This is a genomic window from Myxococcus sp. XM-1-1-1 (genome assembly GCF_020037095.1).
Classification (GTDB): Bacteria; Myxococcota; Myxococcia; order Myxococcales; family Myxococcaceae; genus Myxococcus; species Myxococcus fulvus.
Genome location: NZ_JAIQDH010000033.1, coordinates 69,918 through 92,745, shown reverse-complemented (window position 1 = coordinate 92,745; position 22,828 = coordinate 69,918). Strand labels below are relative to the sequence as shown.

Annotated in this window: 18 protein-coding genes; 11 read left to right on the top strand and 7 right to left on the bottom strand. The window is 69.2% G+C overall.

Going from position 1 to position 22,828, the window contains the following annotated elements; genetic code table 11:
- Positions 1-652 precede the first annotated feature (652 nt).
- The 3 genes from K8640_RS38940 to K8640_RS38930 all read left to right on the top strand — a co-directional run bounded on the left by K8640_RS38940 (position 653) and on the right by K8640_RS38930 (position 6,252).
- A complete protein-coding gene (locus K8640_RS38940) occupies positions 653-3,535 on the top strand; it encodes a serine/threonine-protein kinase (protein ID WP_223751712.1) in 2,883 nt (960 codons plus the stop codon).
- A 99-nt stretch (positions 3,536-3,634) separates the two neighbouring features.
- Complete coding sequence (locus tag K8640_RS38935) at positions 3,635-5,005, top strand: KamA family radical SAM protein (RefSeq protein WP_141327821.1); 1,371 nt, start codon at positions 3,635-3,637, stop codon at positions 5,003-5,005.
- Positions 5,005-6,252 (top strand): KamA family radical SAM protein, encoded by a 1,248-nt coding sequence (locus K8640_RS38930; protein ID WP_223751715.1) that lies wholly within the window; start codon positions 5,005-5,007, stop codon positions 6,250-6,252. Before K8640_RS38935 ends, K8640_RS38930 begins: the two co-directional genes overlap by 1 nt.
- A gap of 36 nt (positions 6,253-6,288) precedes the next feature.
- Here the strand turns inward: K8640_RS38930 and K8640_RS38925 are convergent, their stop codons facing one another.
- From K8640_RS38925 to K8640_RS38915, 3 genes are all read right to left on the bottom strand, one after another.
- Positions 6,289-7,005 (bottom strand): hypothetical protein, encoded by a 717-nt coding sequence (locus K8640_RS38925; protein WP_223751711.1) that lies wholly within the window; start codon positions 7,003-7,005, stop codon positions 6,289-6,291.
- 139 nt (positions 7,006-7,144) lie between these two features.
- Positions 7,145-7,480 (bottom strand): hypothetical protein, encoded by a 336-nt coding sequence (locus K8640_RS38920; protein WP_223751710.1) that lies wholly within the window; start codon positions 7,478-7,480, stop codon positions 7,145-7,147.
- A gap of 454 nt (positions 7,481-7,934) precedes the next feature.
- Entirely contained in the window at positions 7,935-8,540 is a 606-nt protein-coding gene (locus tag K8640_RS38915; protein WP_223751709.1) for a hypothetical protein, read from the bottom strand.
- A 27-nt stretch (positions 8,541-8,567) separates the two neighbouring features.
- On the opposite strand from K8640_RS38915, the gene K8640_RS38910 reads away from it, so the two are divergent.
- From K8640_RS38910 to secF, 6 genes are all read left to right on the top strand, one after another.
- Positions 8,568-9,680: a SpoIID/LytB domain-containing protein gene (locus K8640_RS38910; protein ID WP_223751708.1), complete on the top strand. Its 1,113-nt coding sequence runs from the start codon at positions 8,568-8,570 to the stop codon at positions 9,678-9,680.
- Between the two features lie 60 nt (positions 9,681-9,740).
- On the top strand, positions 9,741-10,826 hold the full coding sequence (queA, locus tag K8640_RS38905; protein WP_223751707.1) for a tRNA preQ1(34) S-adenosylmethionine ribosyltransferase-isomerase QueA: 1,086 nt from the start codon (positions 9,741-9,743) through the stop codon (positions 10,824-10,826).
- Between the two features lie 5 nt (positions 10,827-10,831).
- Complete coding sequence (gene tgt / locus K8640_RS38900) at positions 10,832-12,037, top strand: tRNA guanosine(34) transglycosylase Tgt (RefSeq protein WP_370640441.1); 1,206 nt, start codon at positions 10,832-10,834, stop codon at positions 12,035-12,037.
- Positions 12,038-12,180: 143 nt separating this feature from the next.
- On the top strand, positions 12,181-12,540 hold the full coding sequence (gene yajC / locus K8640_RS38895; RefSeq protein ID WP_141327827.1) for a preprotein translocase subunit YajC: 360 nt from the start codon (positions 12,181-12,183) through the stop codon (positions 12,538-12,540).
- Between the two features lie 2 nt (positions 12,541-12,542).
- On the top strand, positions 12,543-14,315 hold the full coding sequence (gene secD, locus K8640_RS38890; protein WP_141327829.1) for a protein translocase subunit SecD: 1,773 nt from the start codon (positions 12,543-12,545) through the stop codon (positions 14,313-14,315).
- Positions 14,316-14,339: 24 nt separating this feature from the next.
- Positions 14,340-15,488 (top strand): protein translocase subunit SecF, encoded by a 1,149-nt coding sequence (gene secF, locus K8640_RS38885; protein ID WP_141327831.1) that lies wholly within the window; start codon positions 14,340-14,342, stop codon positions 15,486-15,488.
- 104 nt (positions 15,489-15,592) lie between these two features.
- Here the strand turns inward: secF and K8640_RS38880 are convergent, their stop codons facing one another.
- Positions 15,593-16,192 (bottom strand): outer membrane beta-barrel protein, encoded by a 600-nt coding sequence (locus tag K8640_RS38880; RefSeq protein WP_223751706.1) that lies wholly within the window; start codon positions 16,190-16,192, stop codon positions 15,593-15,595.
- Between the two features lie 227 nt (positions 16,193-16,419).
- On the opposite strand from K8640_RS38880, the gene recJ reads away from it, so the two are divergent.
- Complete coding sequence (gene recJ / locus K8640_RS38875) at positions 16,420-18,135, top strand: single-stranded-DNA-specific exonuclease RecJ (RefSeq protein ID WP_223751705.1); 1,716 nt, start codon at positions 16,420-16,422, stop codon at positions 18,133-18,135.
- 57 nt (positions 18,136-18,192) lie between these two features.
- On the opposite strand, the gene K8640_RS38870 is transcribed toward recJ, so the two are convergent.
- The 3 genes from K8640_RS38870 to K8640_RS38860 form a co-directional block, all read right to left on the bottom strand.
- Positions 18,193-18,432, bottom strand: a complete 240-nt coding sequence (locus tag K8640_RS38870; protein ID WP_046714783.1) for a YHS domain-containing protein — start codon at positions 18,430-18,432, stop codon at positions 18,193-18,195.
- A gap of 186 nt (positions 18,433-18,618) precedes the next feature.
- The gene (locus tag K8640_RS38865) at positions 18,619-19,401 is read right to left on the bottom strand and encodes a hypothetical protein (RefSeq protein ID WP_141327837.1); all 783 of its coding nucleotides are present in this window, start codon (positions 19,399-19,401) and stop codon (positions 18,619-18,621) included.
- Complete coding sequence (locus K8640_RS38860) at positions 19,401-20,684, bottom strand: hypothetical protein (protein WP_141327839.1); 1,284 nt, start codon at positions 20,682-20,684, stop codon at positions 19,401-19,403. The genes K8640_RS38865 and K8640_RS38860 overlap by 1 nt, the downstream gene beginning before the upstream one ends.
- A 323-nt stretch (positions 20,685-21,007) precedes the next feature.
- Here K8640_RS38860 and aspS point away from each other — a divergent pair, with 323 nt between their 5' ends.
- On the top strand, positions 21,008-22,825 hold the full coding sequence (gene aspS / locus K8640_RS38855) for an aspartate--tRNA ligase (RefSeq protein ID WP_223751704.1): 1,818 nt from the start codon (positions 21,008-21,010) through the stop codon (positions 22,823-22,825).
- Positions 22,826-22,828 lie beyond the last annotated feature (3 nt).

Here is a 22,828-nt window from a genome sequence, read left to right as displayed (position 1 = left end):
CGCGTGGGAGAGTAGGTCGCTGCCGGATTCTTTTTGAGAAGCCCTCGTCGCCTCGTGCGACGGGGGCTTTTCTTTTTCCGCGTGGACCACCCGCCTCAGCGCTCCAAGGACCTGCAGGCCTGGGGAAGCGCGGCGTGCCCAACGCGGCCTGCGTGGCTGTCCTGCTCAGCGCCGGACCCCATGCCTTCGTACACGAAGCCCTCGTTGCGCGCCTGTTCGTCATCGCGCGGACGGCCGGCGAGCTCGACCGCGTCAATGGCGCCACTCGGCTCCCTGAGCGACTCCGCGCGCCGCTTCGCTGCCCCGGCGCGCGTCGAAGGGCTTCGGCCGACACCGTTTCTCCCGCAGGAATCCGGCGGGAGTCGCCGTCGCGGCGCCATCGGTTCAAGCACCGGGCGGGGTGGGATCAGCGCGGCCGATGTGGGGCGTTTGCCGGGAGCGCATCAGGTCCTGTCCGACAGACGACGCTGCGCCTGGTCCCCACGCTGCCTCCGAGTGGCCTCTGAACCCCTCAACCTTCTGAATTCGTTCGGCTTTTGGGGCTGCCGAGGTGTTTGACTCGCTATCTGTGCAGAACTAGAGTCCCACTTCTCCGCCCGGTCTGCGCTCCGCCTGCCGCGGTGCTCACCCCGGCCTCGGACCGCTCCACGAGATGAAGAAGCCGACCCTTTTTGGGAAGTACCTGCTCCTCGAGCGCATCAACGTCGGCGGCATGGCCGAGGTGTTCATCGCGAAGGCCTTCGGCGTCGAGGGCTTCGAGCGCATCCTCGCCATCAAGAAGATCCTCCCCACGATGGCGGAGGACGAAGAGTTCATCACGATGTTCATCGACGAGGCGCGGATCAGCGTTCAGCTGAACCACGCCAACATCGTGCACATCCACGAGCTCGGGAAGCACGACGACACCTACTTCATCGCCATGGAGTACGTGGCGGGTCGCGACGTGCGGACCATCCTGGAGCGGTACCGGCGGCGCAAGGAGATCATGCCCACCGCCCAGGCGGTGTTCATCGCCTCCAAGTTGTGTGACGGCCTGGACTACGCCCACCGCAAGAAGGACGCGCGCGGCCAGGACCTCCACATCATCCACCGCGATGTGTCGCCGCAGAACGTCCTCATCTCGTACGAGGGCGAGGTCAAGGTCATCGACTTCGGCATCGCCAAGGCGGCCAACCGCTCGCAGAAGACGCAGGCCGGCATCCTCAAGGGCAAGTTCGGCTACATGAGCCCGGAGCAGGTCCGGGGCATGCCCATCGACCGGCGCAGCGACATCTTCGCCGTCGGCGTGCTGCTCTACGAGATGCTCACCGGCGAGAAGCTCTTCGTCGGCGAGTCGGACTTCTCCACCCTGGAGAAGGTGCGCAACGCGGACGTCCCGCTGCCGCGCGAGTTCAACCCGAACATCCCCCCGGGGCTCGAGAAGGTCGTCCTCAAGGCGCTCGCCCGCGAGCCGGAGGAGCGCTACCAGTGGGGCTCCGACCTCGCCGAGGACCTGATGCGCTTCCTCCTCGCGGGGGATGCCATCTACTCGTCGAAGCATCTGTCCTCCTACATGAAGGAGGCCTTCGCCGAGGACATGCTCCGCGAGGCGGAGAAGATGGAGCGGTTCGCGGGCATCGAGCGCCCGGACCAGATCGAGACCTCGGGCATCACCGTCCCGCCTCCCGCGCAGGTTCGCAGCACCAAGCAGCGCCCTCCGCCGGCGGTGGTGGTGACCGGCTCTCCCGCGGGGCGTGCCCCGACGGCGCCGGGCCATCCAGCCCCTGGCTACATCCCGCCTCCCTCCGCCGAGGAGCTGGAGGAGATGGGCGTCGGCGCGGGCGACAAGACGCAGATCGTCGACTCGACCCAGACCTTCATGTCGCCGGAGACGCGCGTCGCCGAGAGCAGCGTGCTCGTCGACGACAGCATCACGGGACGGTCCGAGAACCCCACGCTCCAGGGCAGCGGTACCGCGTCCGCCTATCCGTCGCGTGAGCCCGAGCCCTCGATGCGCAAGGGCAAGAGCGGGCCCAAGGCCCAGGTGGTCATCGCCAGTGAGGACGGCGAGGCCTACTCCGGCGCGACGATGATTGGCCCGGCGCCGACGGCTCCGCCCTCGCGCTCGAGGCCGATGGAGGACGAGCCGCCCGAGGAGACGACGGGCAACATCACCGTCGCCCAGAACGGGCGAGGGGGCCGCGGCGGTCAGCGCGGCTCGCAGCAGCCCCACGACACCGGCGCCTTCGATGCGCCCCAGGATGAGGGCTACGACCACCAGGACGGCTACGGTCAGCACGACGACGGCGCCTACGCCGACGACCACCAGGACCCCGAAGAGGTCACCGGTTCCCAGGCGCCCGCGCCCGTGGCGAACAAGGGCGGGAAGGGGAAGGCCAAGCCCGTTCAGCCCACGAAGGCCAAGCCCAAGGCGAAGGGCTCCGGCAAGGGGCAGCCGCCGCTCCTGCAGACGCTCGCGAACCTGCCCAAGCCGGTGCTCTTCGGTTCCGCGGCGGGCATCGTCGCCGTGTTGATTCTGCTCCTGGCGCTCGTGATGAGCGGCTCGGGGGGAGAACAGGTCATCTTCTCCGTGACGCCCCAGGTGGGCGCGTCCGTCACGGTGAACAACCAGGCCGTCGAGCCGAACACCGTCCTGGCCCTCCCCGCCGGTGACTACGAGGTCATCGCCAGCGCTCCGGGACACAAGTCCGAGCGGAAGTTCGTGAAGGTCGTCGAGGGCACGCCGCTCGCCGAGTCCTTCAGCCTGGTGCCCGATGCAGTCGAGCCTCCTCAGGACGAGCCTCCTCCGACCAGGCCCGTCGAGGTGGCCGAGCGCCCGGCGACGCCCCCGGAGAACAACCCGGGAACGGTCGTGGACCCGGGCCAGCCCGGCACGCCTCCAGCCCAGCCTGGGACGGAGTCTCCGAGCGATGCGAAGCCGGGCACCGACTCGCCGACGGAGACGGTGAAGGTGGAGCCTCCTCCCAGCACGCCCACGGCTCCCGTGGAGCCGCCCGCGCCCAAGAAGCTCGCGGCGGTGTTCGAGGGCACCGAGGGCGCGGAGATCTCCGTGAATGGCAGCCGGGTGGGGCTCACGCCCGACGCGCGGATGGCCAACCTGGAGGTGGGCAAGACCTACCAGTTCACGGCGAAGCTCGCGGGTTACAAGCCCTACTCGGGCAAGTTCGTCGCCAAGGGAGAGGGGGACGAGCTGACCGTTCCGTTCCAGCTCGTGAAGGAGGAGGCTCCTCGGCCCCCCAAGCCCGTGGTGCAGGCCGACCCGCCGCCGACTCCGAGGCCGCAGCCGCCCAAGCCGCCTCCGGCGTCCAAGGCCACGGGGACGCTGGCGTGCAGCACCAAGCCCGCGGGCGCGGAGATCTTCGTCGACGGAAAGAAGACTGGCCGACAGACGCCGGTGACCCTCGGCAGCCCCCTGGTCCTGCCGGTGGGCAAGCGGAAGATCACCTTCAAACTCAATGGCAAGACGAGCAAGCCTTTCGTTGTCTCCATCGCGGAAGGCAAGATGGAGAAGCTCGTCAACGTCGCCATCGAGTGAGGAGTCGGGCAGGCTGCGCGTCGTCGAATTGTTGAATGAACCGGTGCCGGGCGCGGTATGACGCCCGGCCCGCGACGCCACACGCTGAGGGAATGCGCCATGACCACGACGCCCATCCGGGGCAAGACCGAGGCCGGTCCTGCCCAGCAGCCTTTTTCCTATCCGCTCCGCCGTGAGTTCGTCGAACCCGACTGGAAGCGCATCCCCGGGTACAAGGACGTTACCCAGGCGGAGTGGGAGAGCTCCGTCTGGCAGCGCAAGCACACCGTCAAGAACCTGAAGGAGCTCAAGGCGACGCTCGGCGCGCTGCTCCCGGATGACCTGGCGGAGAGCCTGGAGCGGGATCAGCGCGAGCGCGCGACGATGTCCATCCTCGTGCCCCCGCAGATGCTCAACACGATGGACTTCCAGGACCTCTGGAAGGACCCCGTGCGCCGCTACATGCTGCCGGCCTTCGCGGACCGCCTGACGGACTGGCCCAACCACCCGAAGGCCAGCCGCGACAGCCTCCACGAGCAGGACATGTGGGTCGTCGAGGGGCTGACGCACCGCTATCCGACCAAGGTGCTCGCGGAGATGCTGCCCACGTGTCCCCAGTACTGTGGACACTGTACCCGCATGGACCTGGTGGGCAACGACGTGCCCCAGGTCAGCAAACACAAATTCTCGATAGGCCCCAAAGATCGCTACGAGCAGATGCTCGAGTACCTGCGTCGCACGCCGACGGTGCGCGACGTGGTGGTGTCCGGCGGCGACATCGCGAACCTGCCCATCCAGCAGCTCGAGCCGTTCGTCAGCTCGCTGATGGACATCCCGAACATCCGGGACATCCGTCTGGCCAGCAAGGGCCTGATGGCCATTCCCCAGCACTTCCTGCAGGACTCGGTGCTGGCGGGGCTGGACCGGCTGGCGAAGAAGGCGGTGGAGCGGGGCGTGGACCTGGCGCTGCACACGCACGTCAACAACGCCTCGCAGCTCACGCCGCTGGTGGGCAAGGCGGTGCGAAAGCTGTTGGACATGGGCTTCCGCGACGTGCGCAACCAGGGCGTGTTGCTGCGCGGGGTGAACGACAGCGCGCAGTCGCTGCTCGAGCTGTGCTTCACGCTGCTCGACCACGCGAAGATCCTGCCGTACTACTTCTACATGTGCGACATGATCCCCAACAGCGAGCACTGGCGGCTGTCGGTGGACCAGGCGCAGCGGCTGCAGCACGACATCATGGGCTACATGCCGGGCTTCGCCACGCCGCGCATCGTCTGTGACGTGCCCTTCGTCGGCAAGCGCTGGGTCCATCAGATCGCCGAGTACGACCGCGAGCGCGGCATCTCGTACTGGACCAAGAACTACCGCACGGGCATCGAGGCGAACGACCCCGAGGCCCTCAACCGGAAGTACGAGTACTTCGACCCCATCGACTCGCTGCCCGAGGCGGGCCAGGCCTGGTGGCGGGAACAGACGAAGGCGGCGTGATGGATTCCTCCGCGTGGGTGGTGCCCCCGTCGCCGGAGCCTCGCTCCGAGCGGACCTCGTTGAGCTCCGAGGGGCGCCGTCGCCTGTTCCCCCAGGCCACCGACGCGGAGTGGGCGGACTGGCGTTGGCATCAGCGGCATGCGGTGCGCGGGCTGGAGCAGCTCGAGCGCTACGTGCCGCTGACCGCCGATGAGCGCGCGGGCGTCCAGGAGACGGCCTCGCTGTTCCGCATCGGCATCAGCCCGTACTACCTGTCGCTCATCGACCCGGAGCATCCGTTCTGCCCGGTGCGCATGCAGTCCATCCCCGTGCGCGCCGAGGCTCGCGTGCGTCCCGGCGAGCTGGAGGACCCGCTCGGCGAGGACAAGACGCGGCCGGAGGAGTGCATCGTCCACAAGTATCCGGACCGGGTGCTGTTCCTGGCGCTGGATACGTGCTCGGTCTACTGCCGTCACTGCACGCGCAGGCGCATCACCCAGGGCGGCGTGGCGGAGCTGTCCAAGGACCAGATGCGGCGGGGCATCGACTACGTGCGCCGTCACCCCGAGGTGCGCGACGTCCTCATCTCCGGCGGAGACCCGTTCCTGCTCAGCGAGCAGCGGCTGGAGGAGCTGCTCGCGCCGTTGAGCGAGATTCCCCACGTGGAGATGATTCGCATCGGCACCCGGGTCCCCGTGGTGCTGCCCATGCGCGTCACCGACTCCCTGGCGAGCCTGCTGCGCCGCTACGCGCCCGTCTTCGTCGTCACCCACTTCAACCACCCGAAGGAAGTGACGCCCGAGGCTCGCGAGGCCTGCGAGCGACTGGTGGACCACGGCGTGCCCGTGGAGAACCAGGCCGTGTTGATGCGGCAGCTCAACTCGGACGCGCGCATCATCAAGGAGCTGTCACACCTGCTGCTGCGCACGCGCGTGCGCCCGTACTACCTGCACCAGATGGACGTGGCGGAAGGCTGCGAGCACCTGCGCACGCCCATCGCCAAGGGGCTGGAGATCATCCAGCAGCTGCGGGGGCACACCACGGGGCTCGCCGTGCCGCACCTCGCGGTGGACCTGCCGGGCGGCGGCGGCAAGGTGACGCTCCAGCCGGACTACGTCGTCGAGCGCAACGAGCGCGAGACGGTGTTCCGCAACTTCAAGGGCGAGCGTTACGCCTATCCGGAGCCCGAGGAGACCGACTGCGCCTGTCCGTATGACGAGACGTGGCGCGAGCGGGCCCAGCAGTTCGGCTACCACCGGAAGGGCTGAAGCCCGGGCCTCGGCCCAGGCTCCGTGGGACGACGCTCAGTCGTCCCTCGACTTCTTCTTCCGGACGAACTTCTTCTTCGCCTTGGACGACTCGGAGCTGGCGCGGCGCACGGCCTTCTTCGCCGGCTTCGCGTCGCCGTCGCCCATCACCTCCACCTGCACGTTGTCCTCGGCCGACGCGGCGGCATCGGCGCCCACCGCGCCTCCACCTTCGCCCTCGGCGGTCTCCACGCCTTCACCGTTCTCGCCGCCCGCCTCGTCCTCGACGGGGATGCCAATCTCGACCTCGGGGCCATCGCCTCCGGAGGACTCCAGCTCGACGGGGTTCTCGTTGTCGAAGCCCTTCTGGACGGAGACCTCCTTCTCCTCGCTGGCCTTCGCCGCGGCGGCCTGGCGGGCCGCGGCCGCCTTGGCCTGGTCTTCCAGACGCTGGGCCTCGACCTTGGCGCGCTCGTTGCCCTCCGGCCCCATCTTCGCGGTGAAGCGCTCGTACTCCTTCGCGCTGACGCCGTGCTTCTCCATCACCGCGGCGGTGACGGCGGCCTGCTTGCGGCTGGCCTGTCCGCGCTCCTCGTTGCTCATCTCCGAGGGCTTGCGGTTGCCGAACTCCTCATCCACCTGCTTCATCGCCGCCGCTTCGTCCCGGCGGATCTGCGCCACCTTCTCGGGAGTCATCTCGCCCCCTTCTTGCGCTCCAGCACCGCCCGGAACGACGAGCAGGGCAGCGATGAGCATGGAGATGGGGCGGGACATGACGCGGCTCCTCGATGTTGGAAACAAGGGCATCTAAGCACGGCCATCCACCGGCGTGCACCGGTTGCGTTCCTGCTGGAGAACAGTGTGGCGACGGGGGCGAATCCCGTGAAGCCCCGGCGGGCGCGCGCCGGTGGGCTCAGCCATTGCGGCAGCTCGTACAGCCGTCCCGGGCGCTGGAGCACTGCTCCCGACCCTCGGCGCAGCGCGGGGGCAGGTCATCGCGGTCCGCGTGACGGTCCACCAGGGCGCAGAGCTCCTCGGAGACCTCGCACGTCTGTGTCGCCGCGGCGCAGCGCTGGTCGCACGTCAGGTCGTCTTCCGCGGTCCGCACCCGCAACTCCTCGAGTCGCGCGGCGGCGCCATCGATGGCCGCGTCGTCATCTCCCGCGACGCGCGTGTCCACGTTGCGCGCGCAGCCAGCCAGGAGGGACGTGAGGACGACCAGGGGCAGGGCGAAGGAGAGGGCACTCATGGATTCCCCTTACGCGCCGGGTTGCCCCGTCGTCCAGCGCCCCAGGCTCCCAATGTCGGCCGATGACCGGCGCTCCGGCGCTGTCTGTTGCGCGCGCCCGACGGTGCGGAGTCTTTGCTCGGTCCGTGGAGAAGCGGCCTGAAGTTGTCGAAGCGCGACCCCCCCAGCAACGGTGGCCGCCGCGCTGGGCCGTTGTCCCATGCCAGGCGCGGCGGTCCATCGGCGGCGGATAGGCGCTCCGGTGGGACTGTCAGGTGCGTCGGCGAAGCCAGGGGCAGCGCCTCCCACGAGGCGGCCCGTCGGAGGAGTCACTGCACCGCTGCGCTGGGCTGACGTCCCATGGACGCCGCAGGTCGGGATGGCGCCCCCGCTTCGCGAGGTGCCTGGTGTGTTCGTCCACGCGGCCAGGGGCGAGGCGGCACGTGCAGGGCGATGCCCCCGTGCTCTCGAATGCTCAGGGGCGTCCCGAGTCCGGCGCCGTGGGCTGTGGCGCCGTGCTGGGGCGACGCGCGGGCTCCTCGGGACGCGACAGGTACAGATAGGCCGTCAGCGCCAGCAGGGCCATGACGGCGAGCCTGCGCAGCCAGTCCTCACGACGCCGCTGGGGCGATGCCTGGTCCTCCCGCGTCGCGGCCTCGAGCCCCGCCGTCACGTCGCCGCTCAGTGCGCGCAGCCTGCGACACGCCTCCACCACGGGCACCAGGCCCGCGGGAACCGGGGCGGCCTCGCGCTCCAGCGCCGCCGCGAGCATCCTCGCCCAGGCGGATTCCTCCTCCGCCGTCGCGGGCTCCCGGGCCCCGGGGAAGACATTCCGCGTCAACGACACGGCCGCCCGAAGGAGCATCACCGACAGCGCCTCGTCCGTGACGCCATAGAAGCGCGCGCAGTCGCCCAGGGACGCCCCCGTCACGAGCCGACGGGTGAGGACGGCGGCGGAGCGGGGCTCCATCTCTCGCAGGGCCCGGACGAAGGCCTGGGGGGGAGGTCGGGAAGGGGAGGACTCGGGAGGTGTCACGTGGGCGCCATCCTCGCCCATCCTCCGGTCGTTTTCTTGAGGCACGTGGCCACCCTCCTACACTCCCAGGCCATGTTGCGACCTGTTGCACTCCTCCTGCTCCTGCTCGCCGCTCCTCGCTCGCTCGCCGTGGAGACCCTGCGCATCGCCATCGAGGACACGGGGAGCGAGGTGCGCATCCGGGGACAGGGCCTCGGCTTCGGCGCGGACAGCGAGGAGGCCACCTACGTCTCCATCCCCTCGGAGGTCGCCATCGTCCGACGCAAGGCCGGCAAGCTCGAGGTCAACGGCGCGCCGGTGCTCGGGGACTCGGTGCGCTTCCGCGCCGGATTGAGCACCTCCGAGGACGCGGGGACGATTCCCGGGGAGCAGCCCATCAAGGCCGGCAACACCCAGGTGCGCGGCGATGTCGTCGTGCGCCCGCTGCGCGAGGGCCTGCAGCTCATCAACGTCATCCCCCTGGAGGACTACCTGGCCGCGGTGCTCGGCAGCGAGATGCCCGTGTCCTTCCCGCCCGAGGCCCTCAAGGCCCAGGCCGTGGCCGCTCGCACCTACGCGTTGCAGAAGAAGCTGGATGCCTACAGCAACGCGTTTCATCTGGGCAGCAGCGTGCTCCACCAGGTGTACGGCGGCGTCAACCGCGAGGACCCGCGCACCCGCGCCGCCGTGGACGCCACCCGCGGCCAGGTGCTCACCTACGAGCTCGCGCCCATCGAGGCCTACTTCCACGCCTCCTGCGGCGGCCGCACCGAGTCCGGCCAGGATGCCCTCCACCGGGACTTGCCCTACCTGCAGCCCGTCGACTGCCCGTGCGGCCGGCTGCCCGCGAGCCGCTGGTCCGCCTCCATGTCGGATGCCGAAATCAAGGCGGCGCTCAAGCGGCCCGCCCAGGGCATGAAAATCACCGCCCGCACGTCCACCCGCCGCGTCACGCGCGTCACCCTGGGGGACGGCAGCTCGGTGGACGGCGTGGAGCTGCGGCGGAGGCTCGGCTACACCCGGCTCAAGAGCCTCGATTTCGAGGTGGAACGGACCGACCAGGGCTACCAGTTCTCCGGACGCGGCTATGGCCACGGGGCCGGGCTCTGCCAGTGGGGCGCCAAGGCGCTCGCCGACAAGGGCAGGGGGTACCTGGAAATCCTCACCCACTACTACCCCGGCGCCGAGCTGCAGCAGCTCTACTGAGGCCCCCGGCGTCGGCGCGCTTTCCGTGGCGGCGTGGGGGCTGCTACAAGCGCCAACCCCGTGTCGTCCCGCCTCTCAGACTACGACTTCGAGCTCCCCGAGTCCCAGATTGCCCAGGCGCCGCTCCCCCAGCGCGACGCCTCGCGGCTGATGCACGTGCGCCGCTCCTCGGGCGACGTGAGCCACCGCCAGTTCTCCGACGTGCTGGAGCTGCTCGGCGCCGGAGACCTGCTCGTCCTCAATGACGCCCGCGTCATCCCCGCCCGCCTGCTGGGCCAGAAGGCTGGCTCCGGAGGCCGCGTGGAGCTGCTGGTGGTGCGTCCGGCCGCCTCCACGCTCACCTCCGCCGCGCTCGGTGGTGCCCCCGAGTCGCTCGACTGGCTCTGCCTGGGCCAGGCCTCCAAGGGCCTCAAGCCCGGCCAGCGCCTCACGTTCGCCAGCGGCCTGGAGGCCGAGGTGCTCGAGGTCCTGGGGGGCGGGGAGTACCGCGTGCGCTTCCACGCGCCGCCCGGTGCGTCGCTGGCCTCGCTGCTCGACGCCGCGGGCCGCCTGCCATTGCCGCCCTACATCACCCGCGAGCCCGACGCCGCGGACGCCGAGCGCTACCAGACGGTGTACGCCAAGGCCTCCGGCGCCGTGGCCGCGCCCACCGCCGGCCTGCACTTCACCCAGGACACCCTGGCCGCGCTCGAGGCCCGCGGGGTGCGCCGCGCCCTGGTGACGCTGGACGTGGGGCCCGGCACCTTCCTCCCCGTGCGCGAGGAGGAGCTGGACAAGCACCACATGCACCCCGAGCGCTACACCGTGCCCGAGTCCACCGCGCGCGAGGTGAACGCGGCGAAGGCGGAAGGCCGGCGCGTGGTGGCCGTGGGGACCACCGTGGTGCGCACGCTGGAGTCCGCCACCGACGCGGCGACGGGCCAGCTGCGCGAGGGCCCCGGCGAGACGACGCTCTTCATCCGTCCGGGCTTCACCTTCCGCCAGGTGGACGCGCTGTTGACGAACTTCCACCTGCCGCGCTCCACGCTGGTGGTGCTCGTGAGCGCCTTGTTGGGCCGGGAACGCACCCTCGCCGCGTATTCAGAGGCGGTGCGCGCGGGATATCGATTCTTCAGCTACGGCGACGCCATGCTGGTGTCGGAGTGAGTGTCATGGGTGAGCAGCACGAGCAGGACGCGGGCACGCCGCGCGAGAAGGGCGACACGCGGGTGGCGCCGGGCATGGTGAAGTTCGAGCTGCTCCACGAGGACGCCTCCGGCACCAAGGCCCGCCGCGGACGGCTCGACACGCCCCACGGCCCCATCGAGACGCCCATCTTCATGCCCGTGGGCACCGTGGGCAGCGTCAAGGGCGTGGGTCCGGACGACCTGCTCGCCATGGACGCGCAGATCATCCTCGGCAACACGTACCACCTGATGCTGCGCCCCGGTGAGGCGCTGGTGGGCGAGATGGGCGGCCTGCACCAGTTCGTCTCCTGGAACCGGCCCATGCTCACCGACAGCGGCGGCTTCCAGGTCTTCAGCCTGTCGGAGAAGCGGAAGATCACCGAGGAGGGCGCCGCCTTCCAGTCCCACCTCGACGGCGCGCGTCACTTCCTCACGCCCGAGCGCTCCATCGACATCCAGGAGACGCTGGGCGCGGACGTCATCATGGCGTTCGACGAGTGCCCGCCCTCCACCGCCGAGCGCTCCTACCTGGAGAAGTCCCTGGCGCGCACCACCCGCTGGCTGCACCGGTGCGAGAAGGCGTGGACCCGGGGGCGCTCGTCGCTCTTCGGCATCGTCCAGGGCGGCCTGCACGAGGATTTGCGCAAGCGCCACGCCGAGGAGGTGTGCGCGGTGGACCTGCCCGGCTACGCATTGGGCGGCTACTCGGTGGGCGAGGCCCCCGAGGCCATGCACGCGGGCGTGGCCTACTCCGCGCCGCTGCTCCCCCGGGACAAGCCCCGCTACCTCATGGGCGTGGGCACCCCCGTGGACCTGGTGACGTGCGTGGAGCACGGGGTGGACATGTTCGATTGCGTGCTGCCGACGCGTTGTGCACGCAACGGCCTGCTCTTCACCTCGGAGGGCAAGCTCACCATCCGCAACGCGGCGTTCGCCAAGGACCCCAGGCCGGTGGACCCTGAGTGCTCCTGCTACACCTGCCGCAACTTCAGCAGGGCCTACCTGCGCCACCTGTTCGCGGCGGGGGAGCTCCTCGCCATGCGCCTGAACACCCTGCACAACCTCCATTACTTCCTGGGGTTGATGGCCCAGGTGCGCCGGGCCATCGCGGAGGACCGCTACGCCGCCTTCGCCCGGGACTTCCGCGAGCGGGCGCGGGCCCAGGAGGCCGAGCGGACCCGTGGCCGCTGAGCGGGCGGTTGGGATGTCGGGGTTCCCGCGTTCACTTGCTCACATGGGGACCCCTTGCTAAGAGGGCCCCCTTTCAGGATGGGTTCCTCGATTAGCGTGGGGGGTCCCCCATCCCAAGCCTTCCACAACCGACGAGGCAGTCTGTGGCTGAGAGCTTTTTGATGCTGGCGCAGGCCGGGGGCGGCGGGACGAGCCCGCTGAACACCCTGGCTCTGCTCGTGGGATTGGTCGCGATCATGTACTTCGTGATGATCCGCCCACAGCAGAAGCAGATGAAGGAGCACCGCAACCTGCTCACTTCGCTCAAGAAGGGCGATGAGGTGGTCACCGCGGGCGGCATGCTCGGGAAGATCCACCAGGTGGACGAGCGGACCGTGACGGTGGAGGTCGCGAGCGGTGTGCGCATTCGCATCCTGAAGACGTCCATCAGTGCCAAGGGCACGGTGGCCGAGGGCGCGCAGGCGGGGGCGCCGACCGAAGAGAAGAAGAAGGAGGAGAAGTAAAAATGGACCGCGGCTGGTGGTGGAAGTTCGGACTGATTGTCGCGGTGACGCTGGGGACCCTCTGGTTCCTGATTCCGACGTATTACACGCTGGTGGTCATGGATCGTGACCAGCGCAACAACCTGGCGCTTCTCGAGGAGAAGCTGCCGGCGTGGGCGCCCCCCGCGAAGTACCGGCTCAACCTGGGCCTGGACCTTCAGGGCGGCATCCACATGGTGATGCGCGTGGACACCAAGACGGCGCTCCAGAAGCGGACCGAGCGCCGAGGCCAGCAGATCGCCACGTACGTCGCCGACAAGAAGCTCGGCGAGGTCACGGCGGATACGGACCCGGAGAAGCTCCAGCTCACCTTGACGGCGAAGGACCCGGCGACGATGGACGCCATCGAGAAGGACGTCCTGGCGACCTTCGGCGACTTCAAGCGGGTCAGCCGCGACGGCGCGACGCTCGTGCTGTCGCCCGACGACACGCAGGTGAACCGCTTCCGTGAGGAAGCGGTGGACCAGGCGATGCTCGTCATCCGCCGCCGCATCGACAAGTGGGGCGTGGCCGAAGTGGACGTGCGAAAGCTCGGCACCGACTCCATCCAGATTTCGCTGCCCGGTCGCAGCAACCCGGAGCAGGCCAAGGAGCTGGTGGGTACCACCGCGCAGCTCGAGTTCCGGATGGTGGACGACACCAACCCGCAGTTCTTCGCGCAGATGCTCCAGACGACGCCGCCGCCCGCGGGCAGCGACATCACCGTGACGGACGAGGGGGGCTTCGCGCAGCTGCAGAGCGCCTCGCGCGAGGCGCTGCTCGAGTACACCAAGGACAAGGTTCCGGAGAACCGCCAGGTGGTCACCGAGTGCATCGCGAACCCGCTGAAGAAGAACGAGTGCTCCTCGTACCGCACGTACCTGCTGGACAAGAACGTCCCGCTCACGGGTGAGAGCCTGGCGGGCGCGGACGCGTCCGTGAACCAGATGAACGAGCCGGAGGTGAACATCGCGTTCGACCCGGCCGGCGCGCGCGAGTTCGAGAAGCTGACCGAGGCGGGCGTGGGCCGCCGGATGGCCATCGTGCTGGACGACAACGTCCACACCGCGCCGAACATCAACGAGAAGATCGGCGGAGGCCGCGCGCGCATCACCATGGGCCGCATGGGTGCTCGCACCCGCGACGAGTGGCTGGGCGAGGCGCAGACGCTGGCGCTGGTGCTCAAGGCGGGCGCGCTGCCCGCGCCGGTGACGGTGGGCGAGATTCGTCAGGTGGGCGCGAGCCTGGGTGACGAGCTCATCAAGAAGGGCGGCCTGGCCGTGGTCCTGGGGCTGGGCCTGGTGGTGCTCTTCATGGCGCTCTACTACCGCAAGGCGGGGCTCATCGCGGACGTGGCCCTCATCCTCAACGGTCTGCTCATCCTGGCGGGGTTGGCGTTCTTCAACGCGACACTGACACTGCCTGGCATCGCGGGGTTCGTGCTGACGCTGGGCATCGCGGTGGATGCCAACGTGCTCATCAACGAGCGCATCCGCGAGGAGCTGTCCCACGGGAAGACGGCGAAGGCGGCGGTGGACCAGGGGTATGATCGTGCCTTCTGGACCATCTTCGACGCGCACGTGACGGCGCTCATCGCCGGCTTCATCCTGTTCTTCACGGGAACGGGGCCGGTGCGAGGCTTCGCCACCACGATGATCATCGGGCTCTTGGCCTCGCTGTTCACGTCCATCATGGTCACGCGCGTGCTGATGACCTACTTCGTCCACGGCCGTAATGCGCAGTCGGTGTCCGTCTGACCGGCGGGAGCCCGGGAAACTGCCATGCAGATCCTCAAGAACAAGACCAACATCGACTTCATCGGCAAGCGCAAGCCGGCCGTGTTCATCTCCACCCTCATCAACCTCGCCATCCTGGTGGGCATTGCCACGGTGGGGTTCAACTACGGCGTGGACTTCGCGGGTGGCACGGTGGTCGAGCTGAAGTTCGACCACCCCGTCTCCGCGGCGGAGGTGCGTGAGCGCGCGGAGAAGGGTGGCCTGCACGACGTGAGCGTGCAGAACATCGGCAGCGCCTCCGAGAACGCGTTCCTCCTGCGCATGGGCGGCGTCACGCAGCTCAACGAGGAGAACGCGGACAAGGCCAAGGCGGCCATCGAGGGCCTGGGAAGCGTGAAGAACGTCTACGCGGACCTGGCCAACGGCATCATCAACTTCCGCTCCTCGACGCCGCTGACGGCGGAGGCCATCAAGGCGGCGGTGGAGAAGTCCGGCACCGGCGTGCAGGAGGTCCGCGTCCTGGGCGAGAACCAGGGTGGCACGGGCGTCGACTACCAGGTCGTCGCCAGCGGCATGGCGGACAAGGTGTTCGGCGCGCTGAGCGCGGGCCTGGACAAGCCGGACTTCGAGCAGCGCCGCGTGGACTACGTCGGTCCGCAGGTGGGCAAGCAGCTGCGCAACCGCGGCGTCATGGCGCTGCTGTACTCCATGGTGGCCATCCTCATCTACGTGGCGTTCCGGTTCGACTTCAAGTTCGGCCCCGGCGCGCTCCTGGCCATGCTCCACGACGTCATCATGGTGGCGGGCTACTACCTGGTGAGCCGCCGCGAGTTCAACCTCACGGCCATCGCCGCGCTCTTGACCATCGTCGGCTACTCGGTGAACGACACCATCGTCATCTACGACCGCATCCGCGAGGACATGGCCAAGTTCAAGGGCAAGCCGTTCGCGGAGGTCATCAACATCGCCATCAACGACACCCTGGGCCGCACCATCCTCACCGCCGGCACCACGGCGCTGTCGCTCATCGGTCTGCTCATCTTCGGCGTGGGTGAGATCTTCGACTTCGCCATGGCCATGCTGGTGGGCATCGTGGTGGGCACCTACTCGTCCGTGTTCATCGCCAGCCCAGTGACCATCTGGCTGGACGAGCGCGCCGCGGCGAAGGAAGCCCGCGTCACCGCGCCGGCCTGAGGCCGCGCGGGCCCTGCTGGGGCCGCGTGACACGAAAGAGGGCCCTGCGCTTCCGGAGGTTCGGAAGTTCAGGGCCCTCGGTGTTTCTGGTGCGGGACGTCGCGCTAGAAGCGCGCGCCCAGCGTCACGGAGGCGTCGAAGAGGCCGCCGTCGGAGTCCTCCACCGCGCCGTTGGCGAAGCCCGCGTCGTCAATCAGCAGGCGGTAGGTGGCCCGGAGGCCCGCGGTGAGCGCGCCGCTGTTGAACTCCAGGCCCGCGGCGAGCGGCACCTCTTCCATGGTGTCGTTGTCGTAGAAGCCGCCGCCGGTGCCGCGCACGTCCACGTACGTCAGGCCGAAGCCCGCGCCGACGAAGGGCCGCACCGCGGTGAGCATGGGCGGGGAGAGCTTCACGAGCGCGCTGCCACCCTGGCGGACGATGGACGGGCCGTCGTCGAGGATGCGCACGTCGTTGATGCCGTTCTGCGAGCCCTCGTAGCCGAGCTCGAACCCCAGGAACGTGGTGGGCTGCACGTTGAGTGAGAGACCCCACGACGGACCGGTGCTCGTCAGATCTCCCAGGTTGCCCGTGTAGTCGCCCAGGCCGCCCTTCAGGAACACGTTGACGTCACCGCGCTTGCCCGCTTTGCGCTCCTGCGCGGAGGCCGTGCCCGCAGCGAGAATCGCGAGCGCCAGCGCGCCAACCTGGATACCCCTTGAAAACATGCGTCCTCCCTATCAGGTGGTGTGCACTCAAGCTGTGCACCGGGCGCACGGCGCGCCTCCCACCGGCAGGCAAAGGAGCAAGCGCATGCCTGAACGCGTGAGCAGGAAGGGAAATGTCGTGCCCCAGGTTGGACTTTCCTCGTCAGACGTCTGAGGTACTGTCTCGCGTGTCAAGATTTCGTCCCGGCCACGGAGGAGTTCCGTGCGCCGAGGAGGGGAGCTCGCGAGTGCGGTGGTTGCTTCCAGACGTGGTCGAGGAGGAGGTGGGGTCGCTCGCTGGGGAGCTGTCGCTCCATCCGCTCGCGGCGAGGGTGCTCCTGCACCGGGGATACCGGACGCCGGAGTCGGCCTCGGCGTTCCTGTCGGACCGGTTGGCGGACCTGCCGGACCCCTTCCGGATGAAGGGCATGGCAGCGGGCGTGGAGCGGCTGGTGCGCGCGCTGCACAAGCGCGAGAAGGTGACGCTGTACGGTGACTACGACGTGGACGGGGTGTGCTCCACGTCGCTCCTGTTCCTGTTCCTGCGCGAGCTGGGCATGTCGCAGCTCGCCACGTACATCCCCCACCGGCTGGATGAGGGCTACGGCCTGAACCTGGGCGCGGTGGAGCGCATCGCCGGGGACGGGACGCGGGTGCTGGTGACGCTGGACTGCGGAATCACGTCCGTGGCCGAAATCACCCGCGCGAAGGAGCTGGGGCTGGACGTGGTGGTGGTGGACCACCACACGGTGCCGCCCACGCTGCCCCCCGCGGTGGCGGTGCTCAACCCGCACCAGCCCGGCTGCGAGTACCCGACCAAGGCGCTGTGCGCGGCGGGCGTGGCCTTCAACTTCTGCATGGGGCTGCGCAAGCGGCTGCGCGACGACGGCTACTTCGCCACGCGCAAGGAGCCCAACCTCAAGGCGCTGATGGACCTGGTGGCGCTGGCCACGGTGGCGGACGTGGTGCCGCTCACCGGCGCCAACCGCATCCTCGTCACCCACGGCCTGCAGGAGCTCACCGCCGCGCGTCGTCCCGGCGTGCGCGCGCTGAAGGAGGTGGCGGGGATGGACCCGGACACCCCGATCACGGCGGGCCAGGTGGGCTTCCGGCTGGGGCCTCGCATCAACGCCGCGGGTCGGCTGCATGACGCGTCGCTGGGCCTGCAGCTGCTCTGCTCGGAGTCGCTCGGGTCGGCGCGCGCGCTGGCGTCGGTCCTGGACCGGGCCAACGCGGAGCGCCAGGGCATCGAGAGCACCATCCTCACGCAGGCGCTGGCGCAGGCGGAGGAGCGCAAGGACGCGCGCGGCTTCGTGCTCTACGACGAGGGCTGGCACCCGGGCGTCATCGGCATCGTCGCCTCGCGCGTGGTGGAGCGCTACCACCGGCCCACCGTCATGGTGGGGGTGAAGGACGGGGTGGGGAAGGGCTCGGCGCGCAGCATCGAGGCGTTCCACCTGTTCGACGCGCTCAGCGGCTGCTCGGAGCTGCTCACCAGGTTCGGCGGACACAAGCACGCCGCGGGCCTCACCATCGACGCGGACAAGCTGCCCGCGCTGCGCGAGGCCTTCGAGAAGATTGCCCTCCAGCGCCTGTCCCCCGAGGACCTCATCCCCCGCTGCCGCGTGGACGCGGTGGTGAGCCCCCGGGAGCTGGACGCCACGGCGGTGGAGGCGCTCCAGCGGCTGGGGCCCTTCGGTCAGGGCAACCCGGAGCCCGTGCTGGTGCTGCGCCACCAGGTGGCCCGTCCGCGCGTGCTGCCGGCCAAGTCCGCGGGCAGCCACGGCCACCTCAAGCTCGCCCTCCTGGACGCGCCGGAGCTGGACGCCATCGGCTTCGGCATGGCGGACCGCGTGCGGCTGGTGGAGGGGCCGGTGGACCTGGCCTTCCAGGCCGGCTTCGACACCTTCCGGGGCCAGCGCAAGCTGTCGCTGCGCCTCAAGGACGTGCGCGTCGCCGCTTGAGCCCTTGGCTTGTGAGGCGGGCCCTCGCGGGTGACGCGCGGGCCCGCGGGTGTCACCTCAGGCAAGACCCCAGCGCACCCGGCCGGGCGTCATCAGCGCGCCCACGCGGGCCAGCTCGTTGAGACGGAAGCGCTCCGCCTGACGCTCGAAGGTGTGGCGACACCGCTCCGAGCAGAAGAAGTACCGGCGCTTCTTGTACTCCGAGGAGGGCTGGCCCTCCGGCGTCTCCAACTGCTTGCCGCACACCGGATCCCAGTGCTTGCCCTGGCCCTGCGTCTGTCCCTGCACGCCTGTCATGCCTCGCCTCCCCGCGCCGCCCTGAGGGCTCTACGCCCACACCCGACGGTGGACACAAGCAGGGCATATGCCAACCCCCAACTCCTCGGAATGCCGAGGGGCGGGGGAACGCACGGTGGGCAGGAGGTGGAAAAACTTCCACTCGGCCGCGCCCGCGTGGGAGCGAGCGCGGCCGGGAAGTGTTCTTCAGAAGGCGATGCCGGCGCTGCCGCCCAGGAAGAAGTCGTTGAGGTAGCCCCGGCGGAAGCCCATGGCCTCCAGGCGCAGGGACAGCCTCATGTTGCTGTCGCCGAACACGCGGGGACGTCCGCGCAGGCCCAGGCCGTACTGGATGACGGGCTTGATTCCGTTCACCTTCGTCTCGGCGGTGTCGATGGTGATGGACGTGGCCTGGTAGGCGATGCCGCCGCCCACCTGCCCGAAGACACCGAAGTCCGACTTGCCGAACTTGAACTCGTAGGCGGGGGCGAGGGTGAAGTAGTGCTGGCTGGAGCGGCCCTTCAGGAACCGGGTGCCGTCGCTCTGGCTGCCGTACGTCCAGCGCAGGTCCGCCCAGAGCGCCTCGCGCAAGGGCTCGATGTCGAGGATGCGGCCGTACTCCCAGGTCGCGCGGATGCCCAGGCCGAGCACGGGCTCGGCGAAGCGGCCTCGCGACGAGTCGAGCAGCAGCGCGCCGGCGAGCAGCTCCGCGGCGAAGCCCTTGTTGGGGTCGTCGATGCCGGCGAGCCGCTTGAAGTCGCCGTCCTCGCCCTCCTGCTCGGAGATGTCGCGGAACTCCTCCACCTGGTCCGCGTTGCGGCGGCGGCGCTCGTAGGCCTCCTCCTCGTCGAGCTGCTCCTGGGTGGGGCCCGGCTCGTCCTCCGGATAGGCGTACGGGTCGTCATCGGTCTGCGCGTGGGCGGCGGGCGCGACGAGCAGGCCGCCCAGCAGGCAGCGGGTGAGCCAGGTCTTCACGGTGGCGGTTCTCATCAGTCTTCGCTCAGGCGGGGGCAGGTGGTGCCGCCCGCGGCGCTGGGCGGGCAGAGGTTGGGATTGGTGGTGCCGACGAGCAGATCCCGGGGAATCTGCAGGTGGTCCATCACCTCGTTGCAGACGGCCTCCTTCAGGCGCAGGTCCGTGATGTGGGTGATGATGGGAGTCACCGCCACGGCGAGCGTGAACTTGGTCTGGTCCGACAGGTACTGACGGGTGAGCTGCAGGATGCCCGGCGTGGTCGTGGACTCGTCGTTGTACGCCGTGACGATGGAGCGCAGCAGGATGTCGCGCTGCCCGGTGGCCTCGCCCGCCTGGTACAGGGCGCTCGCGAGGATGGTGCCCACGCGGTAGTAGTTCTCGAACTGGTTCAGGTTGGCGCTGAGCAGCGTGTCGCGCAGGTTCTCGTCGATGCAGCGGTCCGAGCGGGCCAGGTCGCGCTCGTCGGCGACGGCGCCGTACTGGCCCTCGAAGGACGTGGAGAGGAAGCGCGTGTCACAGCCGTTCTTGGAGCGGCAGGTGGCGCCGTAGGCGTGCAGGTCCGCCAGGCCCTCGTCCATGGACTTGAGGATGTTGGCGCCCGGGCTGGGGCCGCCGCCGTCGGACCACGTGCCCAGGGCCTGCGGGAAGGGGTTGCCGCCGTAGGCCTTCTGGTTGAAGACGCGGTGCGCGTACTCGTGGGTGGTGACGCCCGCGTTGATGGCGAGCGGCGCGCGCTGCAGCTCGTCGAAAGGCAGGATGAAGAAGGAGTCCATCGCCGAGAAGTACAAGGCGTTGTCCCGCAGGGGGTCCTTGTCGGTGGCGGGGGTGCGGAACTCGGGGAAGTAGTACGTCCTGGGGGGCGTCTTGAAGTCCGCGACCGGGATGTTCGTGACCTCGCGGAAGTAATCGAAGGCGCGCTCGAGGTTGTAATACGTCGTCACCATGTTCCAGGTGTGGAAGTCCGCCGGCCACAGGACGTCGCCCTGGGTGATGTAGCTGGCGGTGACGTCGCGGCCCTCGTCCTTGAGCAGGGCGTTGACGAAGGCCTCGGGGGTGGTGGCGCGGTCGAGGTCCGGGTCGTTGGGGTCCAGGACGATGCGCGCGCCGCCGTGCAGGTCGGCCACGCTGCCGCTGAGACCGACGATGTCGGAGACCGTCTTGAGCTCGACCTCCTCGGGGATGTACTGCCCGTTGCTGGAGAGCACCAGGGCGCGAATCTTGACCGGCGCGCTCGGGTCGGGCGCACAGCCGGCGGCCAGGCCGAGCACGGCGGTGGTGGCGATGACTGTTCGGAGCATGGGGCCGTTTTACTCCGGTCCGGGCGGAACGTGTATTCCCCTCCGGGTGCCAGCGGCGCGTGAGGGAGACGCGGGGTGTGGGCGCGCGGCCGGACAGGGCAGGGGGCCGAGCATCCTGGCCGCGGGGACGAGGACGCGGGGGCCGTGAGGTTCTCCAGGCAGGTCGACGTCGGGCGGGCAGGGCTTTCCGGGGCCGTCAGGAACGCGCGTCAGGCGGCGACCGTCTGGGAGCTGTCAGGCCGGCGCGGACTCCTTGACGCATCGTTTCCACGCTCTTTATGGTGCCGCGCCTTTTCCCTCTACGCACAGCGCAGGCGGTCTTTATGGCGGTCCCGTTCATCTCCGAGGTCAAGCGTACCCACACCTGCGGCCAGCTCACGGCGCGCAATGTCGGCGAGGAGGTCGTCCTCTTCGGCTGGGTGCACAATCGACGCGACCATGGTGGCGCGGTCTTCATCGACCTGAGGGATCGCGACGGCTTGACGCAGGTGGTGTTCGAGCCGGACCACGCGGAGGCGCATGGCCTCGCGGGCAGCCTTCGGCTGGAGTACTGCATCGGTGTGCGCGGCAAGGTGGTGTCGCGCGGCAAGAACGTGAACCCGAAGATGAAGACGGGTGAAATCGAGGTCCAGGCGAGCGACCTGACCATCTTCAACCGCTCGGAGCCGACGCCGTTCCCGATCGAGGACTCCATCGACACGTCGGAGGAGAAGCGGCTGGCGCACCGCTACCTGGACCTGCGCCGCGCGCCGCTGCAGAAGTCGCTGCGCACGCGCTCGCAGATGAACGCGCTGACGCGGGCGTACATGGTGGACCAGGGCTTCCTGGAGCTGGAGACGCCGTTCATGGGCAAGTACACGCCCGGCGGCGCGCGCAACTTCCTGGTGCCCAGCCGGATGAACGCGGGCAAGTTCTACGCGCTGGCGGAGAGCCCTCAGCTCTACAAGCAGCTCTTCATGGTGGCGGGCTTCGACCGGTACTTCCAGATCGTGAAGTGCTTCCGTGACGAGGACCTGCGCGTGGACCGGCAGCCGGAGTTCACGCAGATCGACGTGGAGATGAGCTTCGTCAGCCAGGACGACATCTTCACCATCATCGAGGGGCTCATCAAGAAGCTGTGGGGCGAGGTGCTGGGCATCGACGTGCCCACGCCGTTCATGCGCATGGACTTCTACGAGTCCATGTCGAAGTACGGCAACGACAAGCCGGACCTGCGCTTCGGGCTGGAGCACACGGTGCTGACGGACCTGATTCGCGAGCACGGCGAGGCGGGCGGCGTGCCGATGATGTTCGAGGCGGTGCAGAACAAGGGCATCGTCAAGGCGATGGTCATCCCCGCGGACAAGGCGATGAGCCGCGCGGAGAGCGACAAGCTGGAGGAGTTCGCCAAGCAGGCGGGCGCCAAGGGCCTGGCGCGCGCGAAGGTGGCGGAGGGTGGCGAGTGGACGCAGTCGCCGCTGTCCAAGACGATCACGCCGGCGCTGCGCGCGGCCATCAACCAGGCGGTGGGCGCGAAGACGGGCGACCTCATCCTGTTCCAGTTCGGCAAGGAGGCGCTGGTCCACACGGTGATGGCGAACCTGCGCGTGCATGTCGCCAAGAAGCTGGGGCTGATTCCGGAGTACGGCAGCGGCGGCCAGTGGAAGTTCCTGTGGGTGGTGAACCCGCCGCTGTTCGAGCACGACGAGGAGACGAACACGTGGGTGGCGGCGCACCACGCCTTCACGCGGCCGCACGATGGCGACGTGCAATATCTTCTGACGGAGCCGGGCCGGGTGAAGTGCCACCGCTACGACGTGGTGCTCAACGGCTTCGAGATTGGCGGCGGCTCCATCCGTCTGCATGACCCGAAGGTGCAGGCGGAGGTCTTCAAGGCGCTGGGCATCGGTGACGAGGAGGCGCAGGCGAAGTTCGGCTTCCTGCTGGACGCGCTCAAGTACGGCGCGCCCCCGCACGGTGGCATCGCGCTGGGTATGGACCGGCTCGCCTTCCTGCTCACCGGCTCCGAGTCGCTGCGCGACGTGATTCCGTTCCCGAAGACGAAGACGGGCACGGACCTGATGACGGGCGCGCCGGGCGACGTGGACGACAAGCAGCTGCGCGAGCTGCATGTCCGTCCGGTGCCGCCGCCGCAGAAGTAGTCG

Bases quoted from the DNA above. Each gene is read 5' to 3' on its own strand.
- K8640_RS38940 (WP_223751712.1), top strand. From the start codon at position 653: ATGAAGAAGCCGACCCTTTTTGGGAAGTACCTGCTCCTCGAGCGCATC.
- K8640_RS38935 (WP_141327821.1), top strand. From the start codon at position 3,635: ATGACCACGACGCCCATCCGGGGCAAGACCGAGGCCGGTCCTGCCCAG.
- K8640_RS38930 (WP_223751715.1), top strand. From the start codon at position 5,005: ATGGATTCCTCCGCGTGGGTGGTGCCCCCGTCGCCGGAGCCTCGCTCC.
- K8640_RS38925 (WP_223751711.1), bottom strand. From the start codon at position 7,005: ATGTCCCGCCCCATCTCCATGCTCATCGCTGCCCTGCTCGTCGTTCCG.
- K8640_RS38920 (WP_223751710.1), bottom strand. From the start codon at position 7,480: ATGAGTGCCCTCTCCTTCGCCCTGCCCCTGGTCGTCCTCACGTCCCTC.
- K8640_RS38910 (WP_223751708.1), top strand. From the start codon at position 8,568: ATGTTGCGACCTGTTGCACTCCTCCTGCTCCTGCTCGCCGCTCCTCGC.
- tgt (WP_370640441.1), top strand. From the start codon at position 10,832: ATGGGTGAGCAGCACGAGCAGGACGCGGGCACGCCGCGCGAGAAGGGC.
- secD (WP_141327829.1), top strand. From the start codon at position 12,543: ATGGACCGCGGCTGGTGGTGGAAGTTCGGACTGATTGTCGCGGTGACG.
- secF (WP_141327831.1), top strand. From the start codon at position 14,340: ATGCAGATCCTCAAGAACAAGACCAACATCGACTTCATCGGCAAGCGC.
- K8640_RS38880 (WP_223751706.1), bottom strand. From the start codon at position 16,192: ATGTTTTCAAGGGGTATCCAGGTTGGCGCGCTGGCGCTCGCGATTCTC.
- K8640_RS38870 (WP_046714783.1), bottom strand. From the start codon at position 18,432: ATGACAGGCGTGCAGGGACAGACGCAGGGCCAGGGCAAGCACTGGGAT.
- K8640_RS38865 (WP_141327837.1), bottom strand. From the start codon at position 19,401: ATGAGAACCGCCACCGTGAAGACCTGGCTCACCCGCTGCCTGCTGGGC.
- K8640_RS38860 (WP_141327839.1), bottom strand. From the start codon at position 20,684: ATGCTCCGAACAGTCATCGCCACCACCGCCGTGCTCGGCCTGGCCGCC.
- aspS (WP_223751704.1), top strand. From the start codon at position 21,008: ATGGCGGTCCCGTTCATCTCCGAGGTCAAGCGTACCCACACCTGCGGC.